The organism is Sedimentimonas flavescens, assembly GCF_019264375.1.
GTDB classification, from domain to species: Bacteria; Pseudomonadota; Alphaproteobacteria; order Rhodobacterales; family Rhodobacteraceae; genus Rhodobacter; species Rhodobacter flavescens.
The window spans coordinates 12,297-29,256 of sequence record NZ_JAHVAI010000007.1; the positions used below are offsets into that span (position 1 = coordinate 12,297).

General features: G+C 64.8%; 21 protein-coding genes. 17 read left to right on the forward strand and 4 right to left on the reverse strand.

Annotated features, from left to right (window positions below; genetic code table 11):
- The first annotated feature begins 24 nt into the window (after nucleotides 1-24).
- Both ubiE and ubiB read left to right on the forward strand, forming a co-directional pair.
- Nucleotides 25-777, forward strand: coding sequence for a bifunctional demethylmenaquinone methyltransferase/2-methoxy-6-polyprenyl-1,4-benzoquinol methylase UbiE (gene ubiE, locus KTQ37_RS08055; protein ID WP_218629998.1), 753 nt, complete (start codon nucleotides 25-27; stop codon nucleotides 775-777).
- Between the two features lies 1 nt (nucleotide 778).
- Entirely contained in the window at nucleotides 779-2,308 is a 1,530-nt protein-coding gene (ubiB, locus tag KTQ37_RS08060; RefSeq protein WP_218629999.1) for a 2-polyprenylphenol 6-hydroxylase, read from the forward strand.
- Here the strand turns inward: ubiB and KTQ37_RS08065 are convergent.
- Both KTQ37_RS08065 and KTQ37_RS16870 read right to left on the reverse strand, forming a co-directional pair.
- Complete coding sequence (locus KTQ37_RS08065) at nucleotides 2,305-2,967, reverse strand: flagellar hook capping FlgD N-terminal domain-containing protein (RefSeq protein WP_218630000.1); 663 nt, start codon at nucleotides 2,965-2,967, stop codon at nucleotides 2,305-2,307. The two genes, ubiB and KTQ37_RS08065, sit on opposite strands and share 4 nt — an antisense overlap.
- A 14-nt stretch (nucleotides 2,968-2,981) precedes the next feature.
- Nucleotides 2,982-3,806 carry a flagellar hook-length control protein FliK gene (locus KTQ37_RS16870; protein WP_218630001.1) on the reverse strand — a complete coding sequence of 275 codons (825 nt, stop codon included), beginning with the start codon at nucleotides 3,804-3,806 and terminating at the stop codon, nucleotides 2,982-2,984.
- Nucleotides 3,807-4,494: 688 nt separating this feature from the next.
- Here KTQ37_RS16870 and KTQ37_RS08075 point away from each other — a divergent pair.
- The 8 genes from KTQ37_RS08075 (at nucleotide 4,495) to KTQ37_RS08110 (ending at nucleotide 11,553) form a co-directional block, all read left to right on the forward strand.
- A complete protein-coding gene (locus tag KTQ37_RS08075; RefSeq protein WP_218630002.1) occupies nucleotides 4,495-4,776 on the forward strand; it encodes a rod-binding protein in 282 nt (93 codons plus the stop codon).
- Entirely contained in the window at nucleotides 4,769-5,113 is a 345-nt protein-coding gene (locus KTQ37_RS08080; protein WP_218630003.1) for a hypothetical protein, read from the forward strand. The genes KTQ37_RS08075 and KTQ37_RS08080 overlap by 8 nt, the downstream gene beginning before the upstream one ends.
- Nucleotides 5,114-5,319: 206 nt before the next feature.
- On the forward strand, nucleotides 5,320-6,588 hold the full coding sequence (locus KTQ37_RS08085; protein WP_218630004.1) for a flagellin: 1,269 nt from the start codon (nucleotides 5,320-5,322) through the stop codon (nucleotides 6,586-6,588).
- Between the two features lie 86 nt (nucleotides 6,589-6,674).
- Nucleotides 6,675-7,055 (forward strand): flagellar biosynthesis regulator FlaF, encoded by a 381-nt coding sequence (flaF, locus tag KTQ37_RS08090; RefSeq protein WP_218630005.1) that lies wholly within the window; start codon nucleotides 6,675-6,677, stop codon nucleotides 7,053-7,055.
- Nucleotides 7,052-7,456 carry a flagellar biosynthesis repressor FlbT gene (gene flbT / locus KTQ37_RS08095; RefSeq protein WP_218630006.1) on the forward strand — a complete coding sequence of 135 codons (405 nt, stop codon included), beginning with the start codon at nucleotides 7,052-7,054 and terminating at the stop codon, nucleotides 7,454-7,456. Before flaF ends, flbT begins: the two co-directional genes overlap by 4 nt.
- Entirely contained in the window at nucleotides 7,453-8,271 is an 819-nt protein-coding gene (locus KTQ37_RS08100) for a DUF1217 domain-containing protein (protein ID WP_218630007.1), read from the forward strand. Before flbT ends, KTQ37_RS08100 begins: the two co-directional genes overlap by 4 nt.
- A 172-nt stretch (nucleotides 8,272-8,443) precedes the next feature.
- Entirely contained in the window at nucleotides 8,444-8,971 is a 528-nt protein-coding gene (locus KTQ37_RS08105) for a putative pterin-binding protein (RefSeq protein ID WP_236021136.1), read from the forward strand.
- A 167-nt stretch (nucleotides 8,972-9,138) separates the two neighbouring features.
- Nucleotides 9,139-11,553 (forward strand): hybrid sensor histidine kinase/response regulator, encoded by a 2,415-nt coding sequence (locus tag KTQ37_RS08110; RefSeq protein WP_218630008.1) that lies wholly within the window; start codon nucleotides 9,139-9,141, stop codon nucleotides 11,551-11,553.
- 23 nt (nucleotides 11,554-11,576) lie between these two features.
- On the opposite strand, the gene KTQ37_RS08115 is transcribed toward KTQ37_RS08110, so the two are convergent.
- Both KTQ37_RS08115 and KTQ37_RS08120 read right to left on the reverse strand, forming a co-directional pair.
- The gene (locus KTQ37_RS08115) at nucleotides 11,577-12,194 is read right to left on the reverse strand and encodes a response regulator transcription factor (protein ID WP_218630009.1); all 618 of its coding nucleotides are present in this window, start codon (nucleotides 12,192-12,194) and stop codon (nucleotides 11,577-11,579) included.
- An 84-nt stretch (nucleotides 12,195-12,278) separates the two neighbouring features.
- Nucleotides 12,279-13,595, reverse strand: a complete 1,317-nt coding sequence (locus KTQ37_RS08120; protein ID WP_218630010.1) for a FliI/YscN family ATPase — start codon at nucleotides 13,593-13,595, stop codon at nucleotides 12,279-12,281.
- Between the two features lie 80 nt (nucleotides 13,596-13,675).
- Here KTQ37_RS08120 and KTQ37_RS08125 point away from each other — a divergent pair, with 80 nt between their 5' ends.
- The 7 genes from KTQ37_RS08125 to flgA are packed head-to-tail and all read left to right on the forward strand — an operon-like array spanning nucleotide 13,676 to nucleotide 16,952.
- Entirely contained in the window at nucleotides 13,676-14,062 is a 387-nt protein-coding gene (locus KTQ37_RS08125) for a FlgB family protein (RefSeq protein WP_218630011.1), read from the forward strand.
- Nucleotides 14,059-14,451, forward strand: a complete 393-nt coding sequence (gene flgC / locus KTQ37_RS08130) for a flagellar basal body rod protein FlgC (RefSeq protein WP_218630012.1) — start codon at nucleotides 14,059-14,061, stop codon at nucleotides 14,449-14,451. Before KTQ37_RS08125 ends, flgC begins: the two co-directional genes overlap by 4 nt.
- Nucleotides 14,452-14,468: 17 nt before the next feature.
- Nucleotides 14,469-14,753 carry a flagellar hook-basal body complex protein FliE gene (fliE, locus tag KTQ37_RS08135; RefSeq protein WP_218630013.1) on the forward strand — a complete coding sequence of 95 codons (285 nt, stop codon included), beginning with the start codon at nucleotides 14,469-14,471 and terminating at the stop codon, nucleotides 14,751-14,753.
- 2 nt (nucleotides 14,754-14,755) lie between these two features.
- Nucleotides 14,756-15,022: a flagellar biosynthetic protein FliQ gene (locus KTQ37_RS08140; protein ID WP_218630195.1), complete on the forward strand. Its 267-nt coding sequence runs from the start codon at nucleotides 14,756-14,758 to the stop codon at nucleotides 15,020-15,022.
- A gap of 3 nt (nucleotides 15,023-15,025) precedes the next feature.
- Nucleotides 15,026-15,739, forward strand: coding sequence for a flagellar hook-basal body complex protein (locus KTQ37_RS08145; protein WP_218630014.1), 714 nt, complete (start codon nucleotides 15,026-15,028; stop codon nucleotides 15,737-15,739).
- 8 nt (nucleotides 15,740-15,747) lie between these two features.
- Nucleotides 15,748-16,533, forward strand: a complete 786-nt coding sequence (flgG, locus tag KTQ37_RS08150) for a flagellar basal-body rod protein FlgG (RefSeq protein WP_218630015.1) — start codon at nucleotides 15,748-15,750, stop codon at nucleotides 16,531-16,533.
- Entirely contained in the window at nucleotides 16,533-16,952 is a 420-nt protein-coding gene (gene flgA, locus KTQ37_RS08155; protein ID WP_218630016.1) for a flagellar basal body P-ring formation chaperone FlgA, read from the forward strand. Before flgG ends, flgA begins: the two co-directional genes overlap by 1 nt.
- The last annotated feature ends 8 nt before the right edge of the window (nucleotides 16,953-16,960 follow it).

Below are 16,960 nucleotides of genomic sequence, written 5' to 3' on the forward strand. Positions count from 1 at the left end.
AGTTTTTCAGATCGGCAAGAGCGCATGAGCACGGATCAGACCAGGACCACGCATTTCGGCTTCAAGACCGTCGATGAAGGGGAGAAGGCCGGGCTTGTCCATGGCGTCTTCTCACGCGTGGCATCGAAATACGACATCATGAACGATCTGATGAGCCTGGGTATCCACCGGGTCTGGAAGGACGCGATGATGGACTGGCTTGCGCCGCGCCCCGGACAAAAGCTGCTCGACGTGGCGGGCGGCACGGGCGATGTGGCTTTCCGCTTCCTCAAGCGCGCGCCGGGTGCCAGCGCCACGGTCTGCGACATGACCGAGTCGATGCTGATCGAGGGCCAGAAGCGCGCCGAGGCCGAGGACATGGCCGATCGCCTCAAATGGGTGGTGGGCGATGCGATGGCCCTGCCCTTCGAGGACAACACTTTCGACGTCTATACGATCTCGTTCGGCATCCGGAACGTGACCCGTATCCCCGATGCGCTGCGCGAGGCCTACCGCGTGCTTCGCCCCGGCGGGCGGCTGATGGTGCTTGAATTCAGCCAGATCCCGAACGACATGCTGCAATCTCTTTATGACGCTTATTCGTTCAACGTCATCCCGGTGATGGGCCAGATCGTCGCCGACGACCGCGACAGCTACCAGTATCTGGTCGAATCGATCCGCAAGTTCCCGACGCAGGAAATCTTCGCCTCGATGATCCGCGAGGCGGGGTTCGAGCGCGTGAAATACCGCAACCTTTCGATGGGGATTGCGGCGCTCCATTCCGGCTGGAAGATCTGAGATGCGGGGACCTCATAACATCTGGCGGCTGATCCGCACCGGCGCCACCTTTGAGCGCACCGGGGCGATGAAGGTCGCGCTCGAGGCCGTTGAAGCGCCGCCGCGCCTGCGGTTGGTGGCACGCATCATGGGCTGGCCGTTCAAATGGCTAGGTTACAAGGGCGATCCGAATCTGCCGCCGGTGACCCGCGCGATCACCGCGCTCGGACCGGCCTATATCAAGTTCGGACAGGTCCTCTCGACCCGCCCCGATGTCGTGGGCGAGGAACTGGCCGACCAGCTGCGTGTGCTGCAAGACAAGCTGCCGCCCTTCCCGACCGAAGTCGCCAAACGCATGATCGCGGCCGAGCTTGATCGCCCGGTGGACGAGATGTTCTTCGATTTCTCGGAGCCCGTCGCCGCCGCTTCGATCGCGCAGGTCCATTCCGCGCGCCGCGCCGATACTGGCGCCTGCGTCGCCGTCAAGGTCCTGCGCCCCGAGATCGAGCGCGCCTTCCGCCGCGACCTCGACGCCTTCCATTTCGCCGCCGACATGATCGAGCGGCTCTCTCCCGCCTCGCGCCGACTGCGCCCGACCGATGTCGTCAAGCATTTCGAAGGCGTTGTGATGGGGGAGCTTGACCTGCGGCTCGAGGCCTCGGCCGCCTCGCAATTTGCGGCCAACACGGCAGGCGACACGGGTTTTGCCGTGCCGCAGCCGATCTGGTCGATGTCGAGCCGCCGCGTGATGACCATGGACTGGGCCGAGGGCGTGTCAATCGGCGACCCCGACGCGATCCGCGCCGCGGGCCACGATGTCGTGGCGATCTCCGAGCGCGTGCTACAACTCTTCCTCAGCCACGCGCTGCGCGACGGTTATTTCCACGCCGACATGCATCACGGCAACCTCAAGGTGGCCGCGAATGGCGATGTCATCGCCTATGACTTCGGCATCATGGGGCAGATCGACGAATATACCCGTCGGGTCTATGCCGAGATCCTGATGGGCTTCATCCGCCGCGATTATCGCCGCGTGGCCGAGGTGCATTTCGAGGCGGGCTACGTGCCCGCCGACCGCGACGTGAACGAATTCGCCCTGGCTCTGCGCGCCGTGGGCGAGCCGATCTTTGGCATGGACGCCACGCATATCTCGATGGCGCGCCTGCTGGCCTACCTCTTCGAGGTGACCGAGCGCTTCGGGATGCAAACCCGGACCGAGCTGATCTTGCTGCAACGCACCATGGTCGTGGTCGAGGGCGTCGCGCGTTCGCTCAACCCCGCGATCAACATCTGGGAAACCGCGCAGCCGGTGGTCGAGAAATACATCCGCGAGAACCTCGGCCCGCGCGCGGCGATCCGCGATCTGGTGCGTACGGTAATGATCCTGGGCGATTTCGGTCCGCGCCTGCCCGAGCTTCTGCGCTCGGCGCTGGAACGGCAGGCCGCGCCGGTCGCGCCGCCCGAGCCGAAAAGCCGGATGCACATTGCCGGGCTAGCGGCAGTCGGTCTCGCGTTGCTGGCGGTTGGCGTGGCCGTCGGGCAGATCCTCTAGGACCTGCCCGCCTCGCGCAGCGCGGTGACGTCGCTGGCCGCAACGGTCGCACCCCCTTCAAGCACCAGCATCGTTCCGTTGCCGGTGCCTTGCGCCTCGACGATCCGGCTATAGACCTCGACCGTGTCCGTCGAGATCAGCGTGCCGTTATTGTAGCTTTCCAGCCGGAACGAATAGTTGCCCGCAGGCAGCGGTGCGCCATTCGCATCCGTCCCCGCCCAGTCGAGCGTCTCGGCGCTGGCCGCGATCGTCTGGCGCATGACCTCGGCCCCGCTTGCTTCATAGGTAACCAGCACCGCCTGATCGGCCCCAACCGCCGGGTTCGGCGCCAGGGTAATCGGCGCGCCATCGAATCGGGCGGGTGCGGCGACGCGCGCCTCCATCCCGACCCAGCCGGCCATCTCTGCCATCCCTGCGACCCCAATCTGCGCTGCAAGCGCCTGCAGCAGCGTATTGGTCTGGACCTGCTGCTCGACCCCCGAGAAGGTCGCCAATTGCACCGCGTAATCCGAGCTTTCGATCGGGTTCAGAGGGTCCTGGTTTTGCATCTGCACCGTCAGCATCTTGAGAAACGTCTGAAAGTCCGAAGTCAGCGCACCCTTGCTTTGGGTCGCCGTGCTGGTGGCGGGGGTGCTGGTAACCGGGGCAACGCTGGTCATGGCGGAAAGCTCCTTCACATTCGCAAATCGAGGCCGCGTCCTGCGGCGGAGGGTTTCGGCGGGATCTGCACGGGTCGGACGGGATCGATCGTCGGGGCCAACTCCATCCCTTCGTCGGGATCGGGAGGCGGGGCGGGCCTCTGCCCGGAATGCTCGGCAAAGCTGAAAGCCACGTCGCGAAATCCGAGGTCGCGAAAATCGCGCGCCAGAAGATCCGCATGGCGGCGCATGAGGTCCAGCGTTTCGGGGCGTTCGGCCTGAATCGAGACGCTCATGACCCCGTCATGGGCCTGCAATCGCAGTTTTACCTTGCCCAGTTCCTCGGGGGCCAGCGCCACTTCAACCATGCCGTCGCGCTGCGCGCCCGCTGCCTCGGCCAGTTGCCGGGAGACGTGAACCGGGGTTGCGGGCGGTTCGGCAACACCTGGGCGCGGCGACAGGGGTACAGTCTGAACCTCGAGGGCGAGACCGCGCGCGGTCGGGGCCACCACCTCGGCAATCCCCCCGAGGCTTTCCGTATCCCCCCGCCCGCGCTGCTGGCGCTGATCGACCCCGCCCCCCGCCAAGAACGCCTGCGTTGGCATTTGCGGCGAACCTGCCGCCCCTGACACGGGAGAGGAGGCGGTCTGGTCCTCCGGCTTGTCGGGGGCAGGTGAAAAAGGCACGACCATCGCGCCGGAGGTTTCGCCCTTCGGCACATCAGGCACGTTGCGCGGCGAGATTTCTGCAAGACCCGGCGCGGGCACGCCGCCGTTTGCAAGTTCCGCGCGGCGGGCCGATTCCAACGCCGTCGCGGATGTAGGGTTTTGCGCCGCAGCGGGCGCGGGATCACGTGCCACCCGCTGCGTAGAACCGGGCGTGAATGCTGGCCCAAACGCCACCGCAGCCGCAAGCGCGGCGGCCGCCGCCGGAAGCTCCGAACCTGCCGGGGGCGGATCAACGCTGGCAGCGGGCCCCACAACGCAGGCGCTATCGGCAGGCTCTGCAGGAACCATGGCAGCGAGCTCCGGGCCAAGGGAAACTGTGTTCCCAACGACATTACTCCGGGCTGCTGGTGGCTCTGAAGCGGGGGGGTCGGATGGGACCTGATCCGACGTGACCAGCGCCCCCCTGTCGGGCAGCGGGGATGTTCGGATGAGCGCTTCGGCGCTGCCCCCCGCGCCGGGCGCGGCCGGGTCAGGCATGGCAGGGGCGGAGGGCAACAGCAGGACAAGCGCCGCGCAACTCAGCGGCTCGGGGCGCGGGCCGACATCCGTTTTCGCCGGATCGTCCTGTCGCGGCGCGGAGGGATCCGCCCCACCCTCAAGCAAATTCCCGAACGCGCCGTCTGGCAGGCCAAGGCCTTTCGCCTTGCCTCCCGGATTGGCGGCAAGCGGTGCTCCCGTCGCCGGGCGGTCTGCGGGTGTCAACTGCGGCATCGTCCCCTCGACTTCTGTCGATCCGCCGCCAGCCTGTCAGCGAGAGGTTACTGCTTCTTTACTCCTGACGCGGATAGTGGACGAAATCGATTCAATTGGAGCGACCGCCATGTTCGATCCGACCGCCCGCACCGGTGCCGCGACAGCGCCGAGCGCCCCGAAACCCGCGCTGCGGCAAGCCGCGCAGGATTTGGAGGCTGCTTTCCTGGCCGAGATGCTCAAACAGGCGGGCCTTGGCAAAAGCCAGCAGGCCTTCGGCGGCGGCGCTGGAGAAGAGCAGTTTTCCTCGTTCCTCGTGCAGGAACAGGCAAGCCTGATGGCGCAGCGCGGCGGCATCGGCCTGGCAGAGCGGCTGTTCGCGGCCATGCAGAAGGATCAGGCCAATGGCTGAGCCCAAATCCCCCGCCGATCAGATGCGCGCCGTGTTGCAGGCTGAACGTGAGGCCATCCGCAGCGGCGATTTTGCTGCGCTCGAGACGCTGGTCCGGTGCAAGACCGACCTGCTTGCGCGGCTTGAAGGCGAATCGGGGACCGCGCTTTCAGCCCTGCGTGATGCCGCGCAACAAAACGGCCGAATGCTGGCCGCCGCGCTCGAAGGCGTGCGCGCCGCGCAACGCCGCCTTGGCCTGATCCGCGAGGCCGCACGCGGCTTCCAAAGCTATGACAGCGCCGGGCGCGCGCAGCGCATCAGCCGCGAGGGCGGCTCGGGCCTCGAGCATCGCGCCTGAGACAATCGACTAAAATCCAAACGATTCAGGGGCCGGCAACTTGCCGGCCTTAGCTTTCTGTTAGGTGATCCGCTGCAAGGATCGCCTTGCATCCTTGGGATGGCGCGGCACCCGACTCAGCGCCGCATCGGTCAGAACGCCACGAGCGCCGTTTGAAAACGGCAAGCGAAACCCGGCGCAAAGCGCCGTTTTTGGAAGGACATGACATGTCGAGCATTCTGACGAACTCCAGCGCGATGGTGGCGCTGCAAACGCTCAAGGGCATCAACTCGGGTCTGGCCAAGACCCAGGCCGAGATCTCGACCGGCAAATCCATCGCCTCGGCCAAGGATAACGCGGCGATCTGGGCCATCTCGAAAGTGATGGAATCGGATGTGAAGGGCTTCTCGGGCATCTCCGACAGCCTTGCGCTTGGCGAATCGACCGTTGCTGTGGCGCGCCAGGCTTCAGAAACCATCACCGACCTGCTGACGGACATGAAGGGCAAGATCGTCGCCGCGCAGGAATCGAACGTCGATCGCGGCAAGATCCAGAACGACATCAACGCGCTCAAGGATCAGATCAACTCGGTCATCGGCGCGGCGCAGTTCAACGGGCTGAACCTGGTCGATGGCAGCAATTCGAGCGTGAACGTGCTTTCGTCGCTCGACCGCACCGCGACCGGGGTGAATGCTGCCCATATCCAGGTCGACGGGCAGAACCTGTCGACCGGCGGCTACACCGCCAAGGCGGTGTTCAGCTCGGCCAACGCCTCGACGACCAAGGATGTGGCTGCGGCCACGCTGGCCAAGGCTGATACCAGCACCGTCTCGTTCACCCTCGACCGGACGATCACCTATGCCGAGGGCGACGCGATCTCGATGCGGATCGGCGAGCAGGAGGTGCGCTATACCGTCAGTGCGGGCGACGCGGCGCAGACGGCGACCGAACAGTCGAACCGGATCCTGGCGGGGCTTGCCTCGGCGATCGACGCGCTCGGCATTGCCGACCTTGAGATCACCACCAGCGCGGCGGACGGCTCGAACGACGGCGCGATCACGCTGACGGTTACCGACACCGCAATCGACGGTCTTGCCACCGATACCCCGGCCGATGTGGTCGGGCTGGACCAAGACCTCAACATCACCGCGCAGTTCCACTCGGCAGGCGCGGGTGGCCTGTCGGCGCTGACCGGCCTTGATGTCACGACCAACACCGGCGCAACTGCGGCGCTTGGCGCGATCGAATCGCTGATCGACACGGCCACCAATGCCGCGGCCAACTTCGGTTCGATCGAGGGGCGCATCCAGACCCAGTCGGAGTTCATCTCGAACCTTTCGGACGCGATGAAGACCGGGATCGGCTCGCTCGTCGATGCGGATATGGAAGAGGCCTCGGCCCGCCTGCAGTCGCTGCAAACCCAGCAGCAGCTTGGCATCCAGGCGCTGTCGATCGCCAACCAGCAGCCGCAGAACATCCTGTCGCTGTTCCGCTGAAACGAACGGGGGGCGCCTGACACGGGCGCCCCCTTCTTCGCGGCAAAGCCGCGTTCCGATGCATCCAGCCACAGGAAGGACTTCCCGTGTACGCAACGACTCTGGCCAAAACGGCCTATGGCAACCCCGCTCAGCCGACCCGCACCCTGCGCGGCACCGAATATGAACTGTTCGCCCGCATCACCCATAGTCTCAAGCAATCGAGCGCGGGCGGGCCGACGCAATTCGCAGCGCTTGCCACGGCGCTCTATGAAAACCGCCGCCTCTGGACGACGCTGGCCGCCGATGTGGCCTCGCCCGAGAATGGCTTGCCGTCCGAACTGCGCGCGCGGCTTTTCTACCTGAACGAATTCACGCAGATCCACAGCCGCAAGGTGCTTGCGGGCGCGGCCTCGGCCGATGTCCTGGTCGAGATCAACACCGCGATCATGCGCGGTCTGCGCCATGAAGACGGGGCCGCAGCATGAGCGGCCTTGTCCTGAAACTCGCCCCCAAGGAGCGGGTGCTGATCAACGGCGCGGTGATCGAGAATGGCGACCGGCGCTCGCGCCTCGCGATCATGACACCCAATGCGCATATCCTGCGCCTGCGCGATGCGATCCACCCCGAAGAGGTCAACACGCCCGTGCGCCGCGTGTGCTACATCGTGCAGCTGGTACTGTCAGGGGATGCCGACCCGCAAGAGGCGCGAATGCAGCTCTTGCGCGGGATCGAACAACTCAGCCAGGCCCTGACCGATCACGACAGCCGGGCGCAACTGACTCTGGCCACCGAGGCGGTACTTGAGGCGCAGTATTACCAGGCACTCAAGGCCCTGCGCAGCCTCTTGCCGCGCGAGGCGCGTCTGCTGGCGGCAGCGCGGGCATGAGCTACACGCCGGTGATACCGATGGGCGGCTACGCCGGCTGGAAGTTCCTCAACCGGACGATGGAGAAGCAGCAGGCGGCCTTTACGGCCTCGGCCCAGATCCAGCGCAACGAAGATTATTTCCGCGAAAAGATAGGCTCGGTGACCACGGCGGCCGAGCTTGTCGCGGATCGGCGTCTGCTGTCCGTGGCCCTTGGTGCCTTTGGCCTCGATGACGATATCAACAACCGCTATTTTATCCAGAAGGTGCTGGACGAGGGGTCGCTTGACGGCGACGCATTGGCGAACAAGCTGGCCGACAAGCGCTATCTGGCCCTGACCAAGGCCTTCGGTTTTGGCGATTTCTCGACCCCGCGCACGGTGCTGAGCGACTTTCCCGACGAGATCGTGGCGCAATACCGCGAGCGCCAGTTCGAGATCGCGGTGGGCGAGGCAGATAATTCGATGCGGCTCGCGCTGTCGCTGCGGCGTGACCTGCCCGAACTGGCGGCGCAGGGCTCTTCGGAAAAGACCAAATGGTTCACCATCATCGGCTCCAACACCATGAGCACGGTGTTCCGCACCGCTCTAGGGCTACCCGAGAGCGTCTCGTCTCTCGATGTCGATCAGCAGCTTGAGATCTACCGGAGCCGGACCGAGCAGGCCTTCGGCTCATCCGATCCCGGCCAGTTCGCGCAGCCCGACCGGATCGAAGAACTGATCAAGACCTACCTGCTGCGCGCGGAACTGGGGAGCGGCGCGGCTGCAAGCTCGCAATCGATTGCGCTGCAATTGCTCAGCGCCTCGGCAGGATCGGGTCTGTCCATCTTGCTCTAGCGCGGCATTGCGTCGAATCTGATGCGCCCCGTGCGGGTTTGCGGCACTATCCCAAAGAATAGGCCGCTAGCCTTCTGCCCAGATAGCAGCGGCATCCTGTCAAAGCTAGGATTTCCGGGTGCCGGAGGTGCTCCGGTGCGGCGCGGCTGATTTGCTGCCCCACGAGGTGAAAATGAATTTTGAACTGCGAATTGGTAGGGGCGGCATTTTGCAGGCAGTCGCATTTGGCTGCCTGATGTGCGGCGGGGCATTTGCCGGAACCCTGCCCACGCCGCAATCCAATGTCTTGCTGACCATTGCGGGGGAAATCGCCAATACCAACGCCGAAGGGCGGGCCGAGTTTGACATGGCGCTGCTGCAGACGCTGCCTGCGGTGACAATCCGCACGAACACGATCTGGACCGAGGGCGTTCAGGAGTTTCGCGGCGTTCAGCTAAGCGACTTGCTGGAGGTCGTGGGCGCGCAGGGCGACATGATCTACGCCACCGCAGTGAATGACTATGCGATCGAGATCCCCGTGAGCGACGGAGTGGACGGGGGCCCGATCATCGCCTACCAACAGAATGGTCAGCAGATGTCCGTCCGGACGCAGGGGCCGCTGTGGTTGGTGTATCCGTATGATGCGAACGCCGCTTACCAGAGCGAGGTGATCTACTCGCGCAGCATCTGGCAACTGGTTCGAATGGACATAAGCGATTGACAGAACACAGGAAAAGATAGCCGAAAACCACTGTTTTGACTCACGGAACAGAAAAACCAACAAGCTATCTCAGAGAGCTCAGGGGAATCACTCTTCTCCTGGCTCTCGCTATTTTTTTACTCCCCATTCTTTACCTGGCGCGTGATGTAAAAGCTCAGCTCGACCTTTTGGCGGCGTCGCGCTCCGACAACGTGCAGTGGTCGCTCTCGCAGGTCGAGCTTGAGTACTACCGCTACGAGAACAACCTGCTGATGGCACAGGAGAGCCCGGAGGACTCGCTCGACGAGTTGCGCCGGTCGTTCGACGTGTTCTTCAGCCGCATCCGGATCGTAAAGAGCGGCGATGCCTATTCGTCGATCCATGACGAACCCCAGATCGCCGAGGCACTGAACTCGGTCAGCACCTACCTTGAATCGGCCGCCCGCCTCATGGACGGCGACGACCAGACGCTTGTTGCGGCGCTGCCGACACTTCTGAGCAACGCTCGCGCCCTGCACGCGCAGCTTCGGGCGATATCGCTGCGCGGCATCATGGTTTCCGCCGCGCGTTCGGACCAGCAACGCGAGGATATCTCGCACACCCTTCTGCGACTGGCGGCCGGTACGCTGTTTCTGATCTTCGCGCTGACCGCGCTGCTTTTGTGGCTGATCCACCTGACCCGGCTGAACGCAAGGCGCGAACAGCAGCTCAAGCGCTCCAGCCAGCAGACCGAGGCGATCGTGGCGACATCGCTTGATGCCGTCATCGTGGCAAACCGCTGTGGCCAGATAATCGAGTTCAACGGCGCCGCCGAACAGATCTTTGGCTATGCCCGGGCCGAGGCCATCGGCCAGCCGATGCAGGAACTGATTATCCCCGACGATCTTCGCGCACGCCACAAAGGGGCGATGGAGCGCTACCTGCGAACGGGAGAGAAGCGCTTTCTGGGCGCTGGCCGGATCAGATTGCGCGCCAAGCGCAAATCGGGCGCGGTCTTTCCGGTCGAGGTGTCGGTCTCATCGGTGCTGGCCGGCAAGGATGAGATCTTTGTTTCCTATATCCGCGACATCACCAAAAGCCTCGAACACGAGGAGGCCCTGCAGAGGGCGCGCGACGATGCGCTGGTGGGCGAGCGCGCCAAGACGCAATTCCTCGCGGTGATGAGCCACGAGATGCGCACCCCGCTCAACGGTCTTTTGGGCACGCTGGAGCTGATGGACGATACCGCGCTGACGCCACAGCAGCGCAAATACCTCGACACGATGCGGGTCTCGGGGCGCCTGTTGCTGCACCATGTGAATGACGTGCTGCAGATTTCGCGTTCGGACTCGGGCACCGAGACCCTGTCCGAAGCGCCGTTCGATATCGACACCACCGTCGCCGAAATCGTCGAGTCGCAGCGTGCACTGGCGCATCGCAACGGCAATATCATCCGGACAGAACGGATCGGCGCCTTGCCGCGCGCCGTCTCGGGCGATGAGCGCAAGCTGCGTCAGATCCTGCTGAACCTGGTCGGCAACGCGGTGAAGTTCACCACGGACGGCACCATCACCATCGAGATCGAGCGCGTCGGCCAGATCCGGGGCGCTGCCATGATCGAGTTTCGCGTGATCGACAGCGGTATCGGCATCGCCGAGGCCGACCTGGCGCGCATCTTCGACGATTTCGTGACGCTGGACACGACCTACGGCCGACGCGCCGAGGGCACCGGTCTGGGCCTAGGCATCGCGCGCCGCTATGCCGAGGCGATGGGCGGCGAGATCGGTGTGGAAAGCGAGGAAGGAGAGGGTTGCGCCTTCTGGCTGCGCGTGCCTCTGACCGAGGTCACGAAAGCCACCACTACCGAACCCGCACAAGAGCCTGTGCCGCGGGTTGCCGCCAAGCCGCTCGACATCCTGATCGTCGAGGATAATGAGATCAACCGCTTCGTGCTGCGCGAGTTGTTGCACAAGATGGGCCATCGCGTGGACGAGGCGCATAACGGGCGCGACGGCGTCGATAAAGCCGCCTCTCGCCATTATGACGTGATCTTCATGGATGTCTCGATGCCGCAGATGGACGGTTTCGAGGCCACGCACGCGATCCGTTCGGGCAATGGCCCCTCGCACGCCACGCGCATCGTTGCCGTGACCGCCCATGCCCTGCCCACCGAGGTCGCGCTGTTCGAAGCGGCGGGCATGAACGACTGGGTCATCAAGCCGGTCAGCAGACAGAAGCTGCAGGCACTCTTCGGTGCGCCGCCGACGGCGACAGCGCGCAAGGCCACTGGTGCCGCGCCGAGAACGCTGGACCACGACGCCTTGCAGGAACTGCGCGACAGCCTGCCCGCAGGCAGCTTCGCCAAGCTGCTTCGGGGTTTCATGGAGGAAACAGATGCGGCCATCGCGGCGCTGCCAGACCGTGTCTCGGCCAGCGAAACGCCCGAGGCGGTGTCACTGATCCATCAGACCGCCGGCGCCTGCGGCACCTTTGGCGCTGAACGCCTACGCAAGGCCCTGAGCGGGATCGAAACCCGCTGCAAGGCTGGCGAGACGGTCGAGATTGACGGCAAGCTGACCCCGATCTGGAACGAGACCCGCGAAGCCCTGCGACCGCTGCTGTAGCGCGCGCAGGCCGCAGCCGGAAACTAGTGGAAATGCGCTTCCTTGGCGATGATCGCCGCCTGCGTGCGGTTGCGCGCGCCGATCTTGCGGCACAGCGTTTTCACATGCAGCTTCACGGTCACTTCCTGAATGCCCATGTCGCGCGCGATTTCCTTGTTCGACTGACCGCGCAAGAGCCCGCGCATGACCTCGCCTTCGCGCTCGGTCAACTGCTTGGCCAGTTCGGTCTTGTCGTCATCCTCATCGCCCGCGAGGAATTCGAAGGGCGCATAGACCTCGCCCGAGGCCATGAAGCGCACCGCGTTGATCAGGGATTTCGCCGAGAGGCTTTTGGGCAGGAAACCCGCCGCCCCAAGTGCCAGCGCCTCATTGGCCACATGGCGCGTCGCGGTGCCCGAGATCAGGCCCACCGGGCGCCCGCCATTGGCGCGCATCGCCTCTTGCAACCCGTTCAGACCGTTCATGCCATGCATCGTATAATCCAGCAGCACCAGATCGAAGCCGCCGTGATCGACGGTCTTTCTCAGTGCACTGGGCATGTCTTTCGCGACTTCGGTCTGAATATCCTGTTCGTTCTCAAGATATGCCGCAATCGAGTCGCGTACCATTTCATGATCGTCGGCGATCAGGACCGTGATCATTGTAATGCCTCTTGGATCAAATGACTTGTCTTACGAACGATATAATACACCGCCGAAGCGCGCGACCAAAAATCTTAATGAATTCTACCGTTGCGTCAGAATCCCCGCCAGGGTTCGGAAGCTTGCCTGAATATCGGCCGGCTCATCTTGCGAAATGAACCCGTCGAGTGCGGGCCAGAGCGCAATCGCGCGATCCACCTGCGCGTCCGAACCCTGCGCATAAAGCCCCGCCTGAACCATCATCTCGGCCCGGTCATAAGCACCCAGCAAGCGCCGCGCCGTTCCGATCAGATCGTTCTCCTCGGCGCTGGCCGCATCGGGCAAGGATCGAGAGACCGAGCGCAACAGATCGATCGCGGGAAAGCGTCCGCGTTCGGCGATCGCGCGATCCAGCACGACATGCCCGTCAAGCACACCGCGCAGGATATCGGCCACCGGCTCGTCCATATCCGACCCCGCGACGAGCACGCTGAAGATCGCGGTGATGTCGCCCGTGCCCTCCGGCCCCGGCCCCGCGCGTTCGGCCAGCGCCATGATCTGATGCGAGGTAGAGGGGGGAAAGCCCCGCAGGCTTGGCGGTTCGCCCCCGGCGAGGGCAACCTCACGATGCGCCTCGGCGAAGCGGGTGACGCTGTCGGCAAGAAACAGTACGTGCTGCCCCTGATCGCGGAAATGCTCGGCCACGGCCATCGCACTCCAGGCGCAGCGGCGCCGCACGAGGGGCGACTGGTCCGAGGTTGCCGCCACGACGATCGAGCGCGCCATCCCCTCGGGGCCAAGAACGCCCTCGACGAATTCACGCAGCTCGCGTCCGCGTTCACCCACCAGGGCGATGACGACGACATCGGCACGCACCCCACGCGCGAGCTTTCCAAGCAGCGAGGATTTGCCCACGCCCGAGCCAGCGAAAAGCCCAACGCGCTGCCCGCGCACCAGCGGCAGAAGCGTGTTGAACACCGCCAGCCCGGTCTCAAGCCGTGCGCCAAGGCGTCGTCGCTGCGCGGCTGGCGGCGGCGGGGCGCGCAGCGCCCGTTCATGCTTGCCGCGCGCCAGCGGCCGACCGTCGAGCGGACGCCCGAAAGGATCGACGATCCGCCCGACCCAACTGTCATCCGGCGCGAGGCCAGCCTGCCCCATCAGTTCAACCCGGTCTCCGATCGCCAACCCCTCGGCGCCGCCATCGGCCAGAAGCGTCACGACCTGCGGTCGCAGCGCCAGAACCTCGGCCCCGACCACGCGGCCCTGACACCAGATCCGCGCGCGATCCCCAAGCGCCGCATGCGCCGCGAGGCCCGACACCTCGATCATACCCCGCCCGACCTCGCACACGCGCCCGACCGGGCGGGCCACGACAAGATCCGAGATCTCGGCCTGCAAGGGTTCAAACCCGATGAATGCCATTCTGGCCTCCCTGCTGCATGAAACGGTTTCTAAACGATTCGCTCTTAAGCCTTGGTTGATAGTTCGGAGGAGAAGCCCCGATGTTCGACAGGCTCGAAATCATGCAGATGGCCCAGTCCATGGCGCGCCACGCCGCGCTGCGCCAGACCGCCGTCACGCAGAACATCGCCAATGCCGATACGCCCGGATACCGGGCGCGCGATGCGGCATCCTTTGCCCAGACCTACGAGGCGGACGATGCCATGGCCCTGCGTCAAAGCCGGGCGAGTCATCTGGGCGCCGAGGTCTCAGCCAGTGCAAAACTGCTGGTTCAGGACGGCACGCCCTCGCCCAATGGCAATTCGGTTTCGCTGGAGGAAGAGATGGTGCGCGCGGTCGATATCCGGCGCGAACACGATCTCGCGCTGAGCATCTACAAAAGCTCGCTCGGTATTCTGCGCAACTCTCTGGGCCGGAGTGGAGCATGAGCGATTTCTCCAACGCCCTCTCACTCTCGGCGTCCGGCATGAAGGCCCAGGCGGCGCGCCTGCGCCATGTGTCCGAGAACATCGCCAATGCCGACACGCCCGGCTACCACCGCAAGACCGCCGCATTCGAAGAGGTGGTGGCAGAGGGCCAACGGACAGGCGCCGTGGCGCTCGGCCCCGTGACGCTCGATCCGCGCGCGCTGGAGCGGGTCTATGACCCCGGCCACCCGCTGGCCGATGACGCTGGCTATTACGACGGATCGAATGTCGATCTCGTGCTTGAGATCGCCGACGCTCGCGAAGCGCAGCGTAGCTACGACGCAAATCTGAGGATGTTCGACCAGACGCGGCAGATGTCGTCCTCGCTGCTCGATCTCCTGCGCCGATAACCGGAAGGCTGTTCAGAATGGACATCAAGACCTCATTCGCAACACAGGGCTATACGCAGGCCCGCGCGGCAGCCGCAGCCCGCCCCGAGGCCGCGCAGCACAGCATCGGAAAGGTCGCGACCAGCTTTGCCGAGACGCTGCGCGCGGGCGAAGAAACCGCCAAATCCGCGATGCTGGGCGGGGCCGACCCGCACGCGCTGGTGCAGGCGCTGGCGCAGACCGAACTCGCCGTCGAGACGGCGGTGACCCTGCGCAACAAGGTGGTCGAGGCTTATCAGGAAATCCTTCGGATGCCGGTGTGATGATGCAGGAGGCCGTCTTCTTCGACACGATGCGCCAGGGGCTGTGGATCGCCGTGATGATCTCAGCGCCGATGCTGGGTGTGGCGCTGGTCGCCGGGGTGGCAATCGGCCTCTTTCAGGCGCTGACCTCGGTGCAGGAGATGACGCTGACCTTCGTGCCCAAGGTGGGAGCGATGCTGATCGTCTTCTGGGTGTCGATGTCCTTCATGTCGGACACGCTGGTGGATTTCTTCACCACGCGGATCGTGCCGCTGATCGCGGGGGGCTGATCCATGGACAACGCAATCTACGCCACGCTCTCGCGCCAGTCCGGCCTGATGCAGGAAATGCAGGCCGTCGCCAACAACATCTCGAACCTCTCGACGTCCGGGTTCCGCCGCGAAGGCGTGATCTTCTCGGAACATGTGAAGGCGCTTGAGGGCGATGAGAGCCTGTCGATGGCCTATGCGCATGGGCGCAATGTCTCGCTCGCGCAGGGGCCTCTGACGCAGACCGGCGGCAGTTTCGATTTCGCGATCGAAGGCGAGGGCTTCTTTCTGATCGAAACGCCCGAGGGCAACCAGCTGACCCGCGCGGGCAGTTTTTCTGCGAACCCCGAGGGCGAATTGGTGACGCCCGACGGGCACCGGCTGCTCGATATCGGCGGCGCGCCCGTGTTCGCGCCCTCCGACGCCGGGCCGATCACGCTTGCACCCGACGGCACGCTGTCGGCTGGTGCCACGCCGCTGGCGCAGGTCGGCATCTACCTGCCCGCCGATCCGACGGGCCTGATCCATACCGGCGGCACCCGGTTCACCGTCGAGGCTGGCGTGATCCCTGCCGAGGGCGCCACGCTGCTGCAAGGTTTCATCGAGGAATCGAATGTCGATCCGGTCGCCGAAATCGCCCGGATGATAGAGGTCCAGCGCGCCTATGAGATGGGCCAGACCTTCCTCGACCGTGAAGACGAACGTATCCGCAGCGTGATCTCGACGCTCAGCCGATAGGAGGCCCCATGCGTGCCCTGCAAATCGCCGCAACTGGAATGAGTGCCCAGCAGATGCGGGTCGAGGTGATCTCGAACAACCTCGCCAACATGTCCACCACGGGCTACAACGCCCGCCGCGCCGAGTTCGCTGACCTGCATTACCAGCAGATGACGCGCCCCGGCACGATCTCGGCCAGCGACGGCACGGTGATCCCGGCCGGGGTGCAGCTTGGCCTTGGGGTGCGCCCCAGCTCGGTCACCGTGAACCTCGCGCAGGGATCGCTGTCGCAAACCGGCGGAGATCTCGATGTGGCGATCGACGGTCAGGGCTATCTGGAGGTGACGCTTCCCTCGGGCATTTCGGCCTATACCCGCGATGGCGGGCTCAAACGCTCGCCCGATGGCCAGGTCGTCACCTCGGACGGCTATCCCGTCGCCCCCGGCATTACCATTCCCGAGGACGCGCGCACCCTGTCGATCAACGCCGCGGGCGAGGTTTACGCCTATTTCAGCGACCGGGTCGAGCCCGAGCTGCTCGGACAACTGACGCTGGCGGGGTTCCCCAATGAAAAGGGGCTTGAGGCGACGGGCTCGAATCTATTTCTGGAAACCGGCGCCTCGGGCCCGCCGCAGGTTTCGACGCCCGGCGAGAACGGGCTGGGCACCCTGCGCCAGGGCTATCTGGAGGAAAGCTCGGTCGATCCGGTGCGCGAGATCACCGAGCTGATCAAGGCACAGCGCGGATATGAGCTGAACGCCAAGGTCATCACTGCCGCCGACCAGATGCTGGGCGCAACGACGCAGGTGCGCTGATGCGCTGGCTGCTCTTCATGTTTGCGCTGATACCGGGTAGCGCGCTGGCCGACACGCTGATCGCAACCCGAACCCTGCGCGCGCAGACCGTTCTCACCCCCGCCGATCTTGCGCTTGAGCCGGGCACTCTGCCGGGTGCGCTGACCACCCCCGAAGAGGCCATCGGGCTGGAAACCCGCGTCGCAATCTATGCCGGACGGCCGCTGCACCCCGAGGAACTCGGCCCCCCCGCCATTGTCGAGCGCAACCAGATCGTGCCGCTGACCTATCGTCAGGGCGGACTTCTCATCCAGACCGAGGGGCGGGCTCTCGACCGCGCCGGGGTCGGCGACACGATCCGGGTCATAAATGTCGGCTCGCGCTCCACCGTCTTAGCCCGGATCGCCGCCGATGGCACGGCGATCGTCTCAACCCAGTGAAAGGCCCA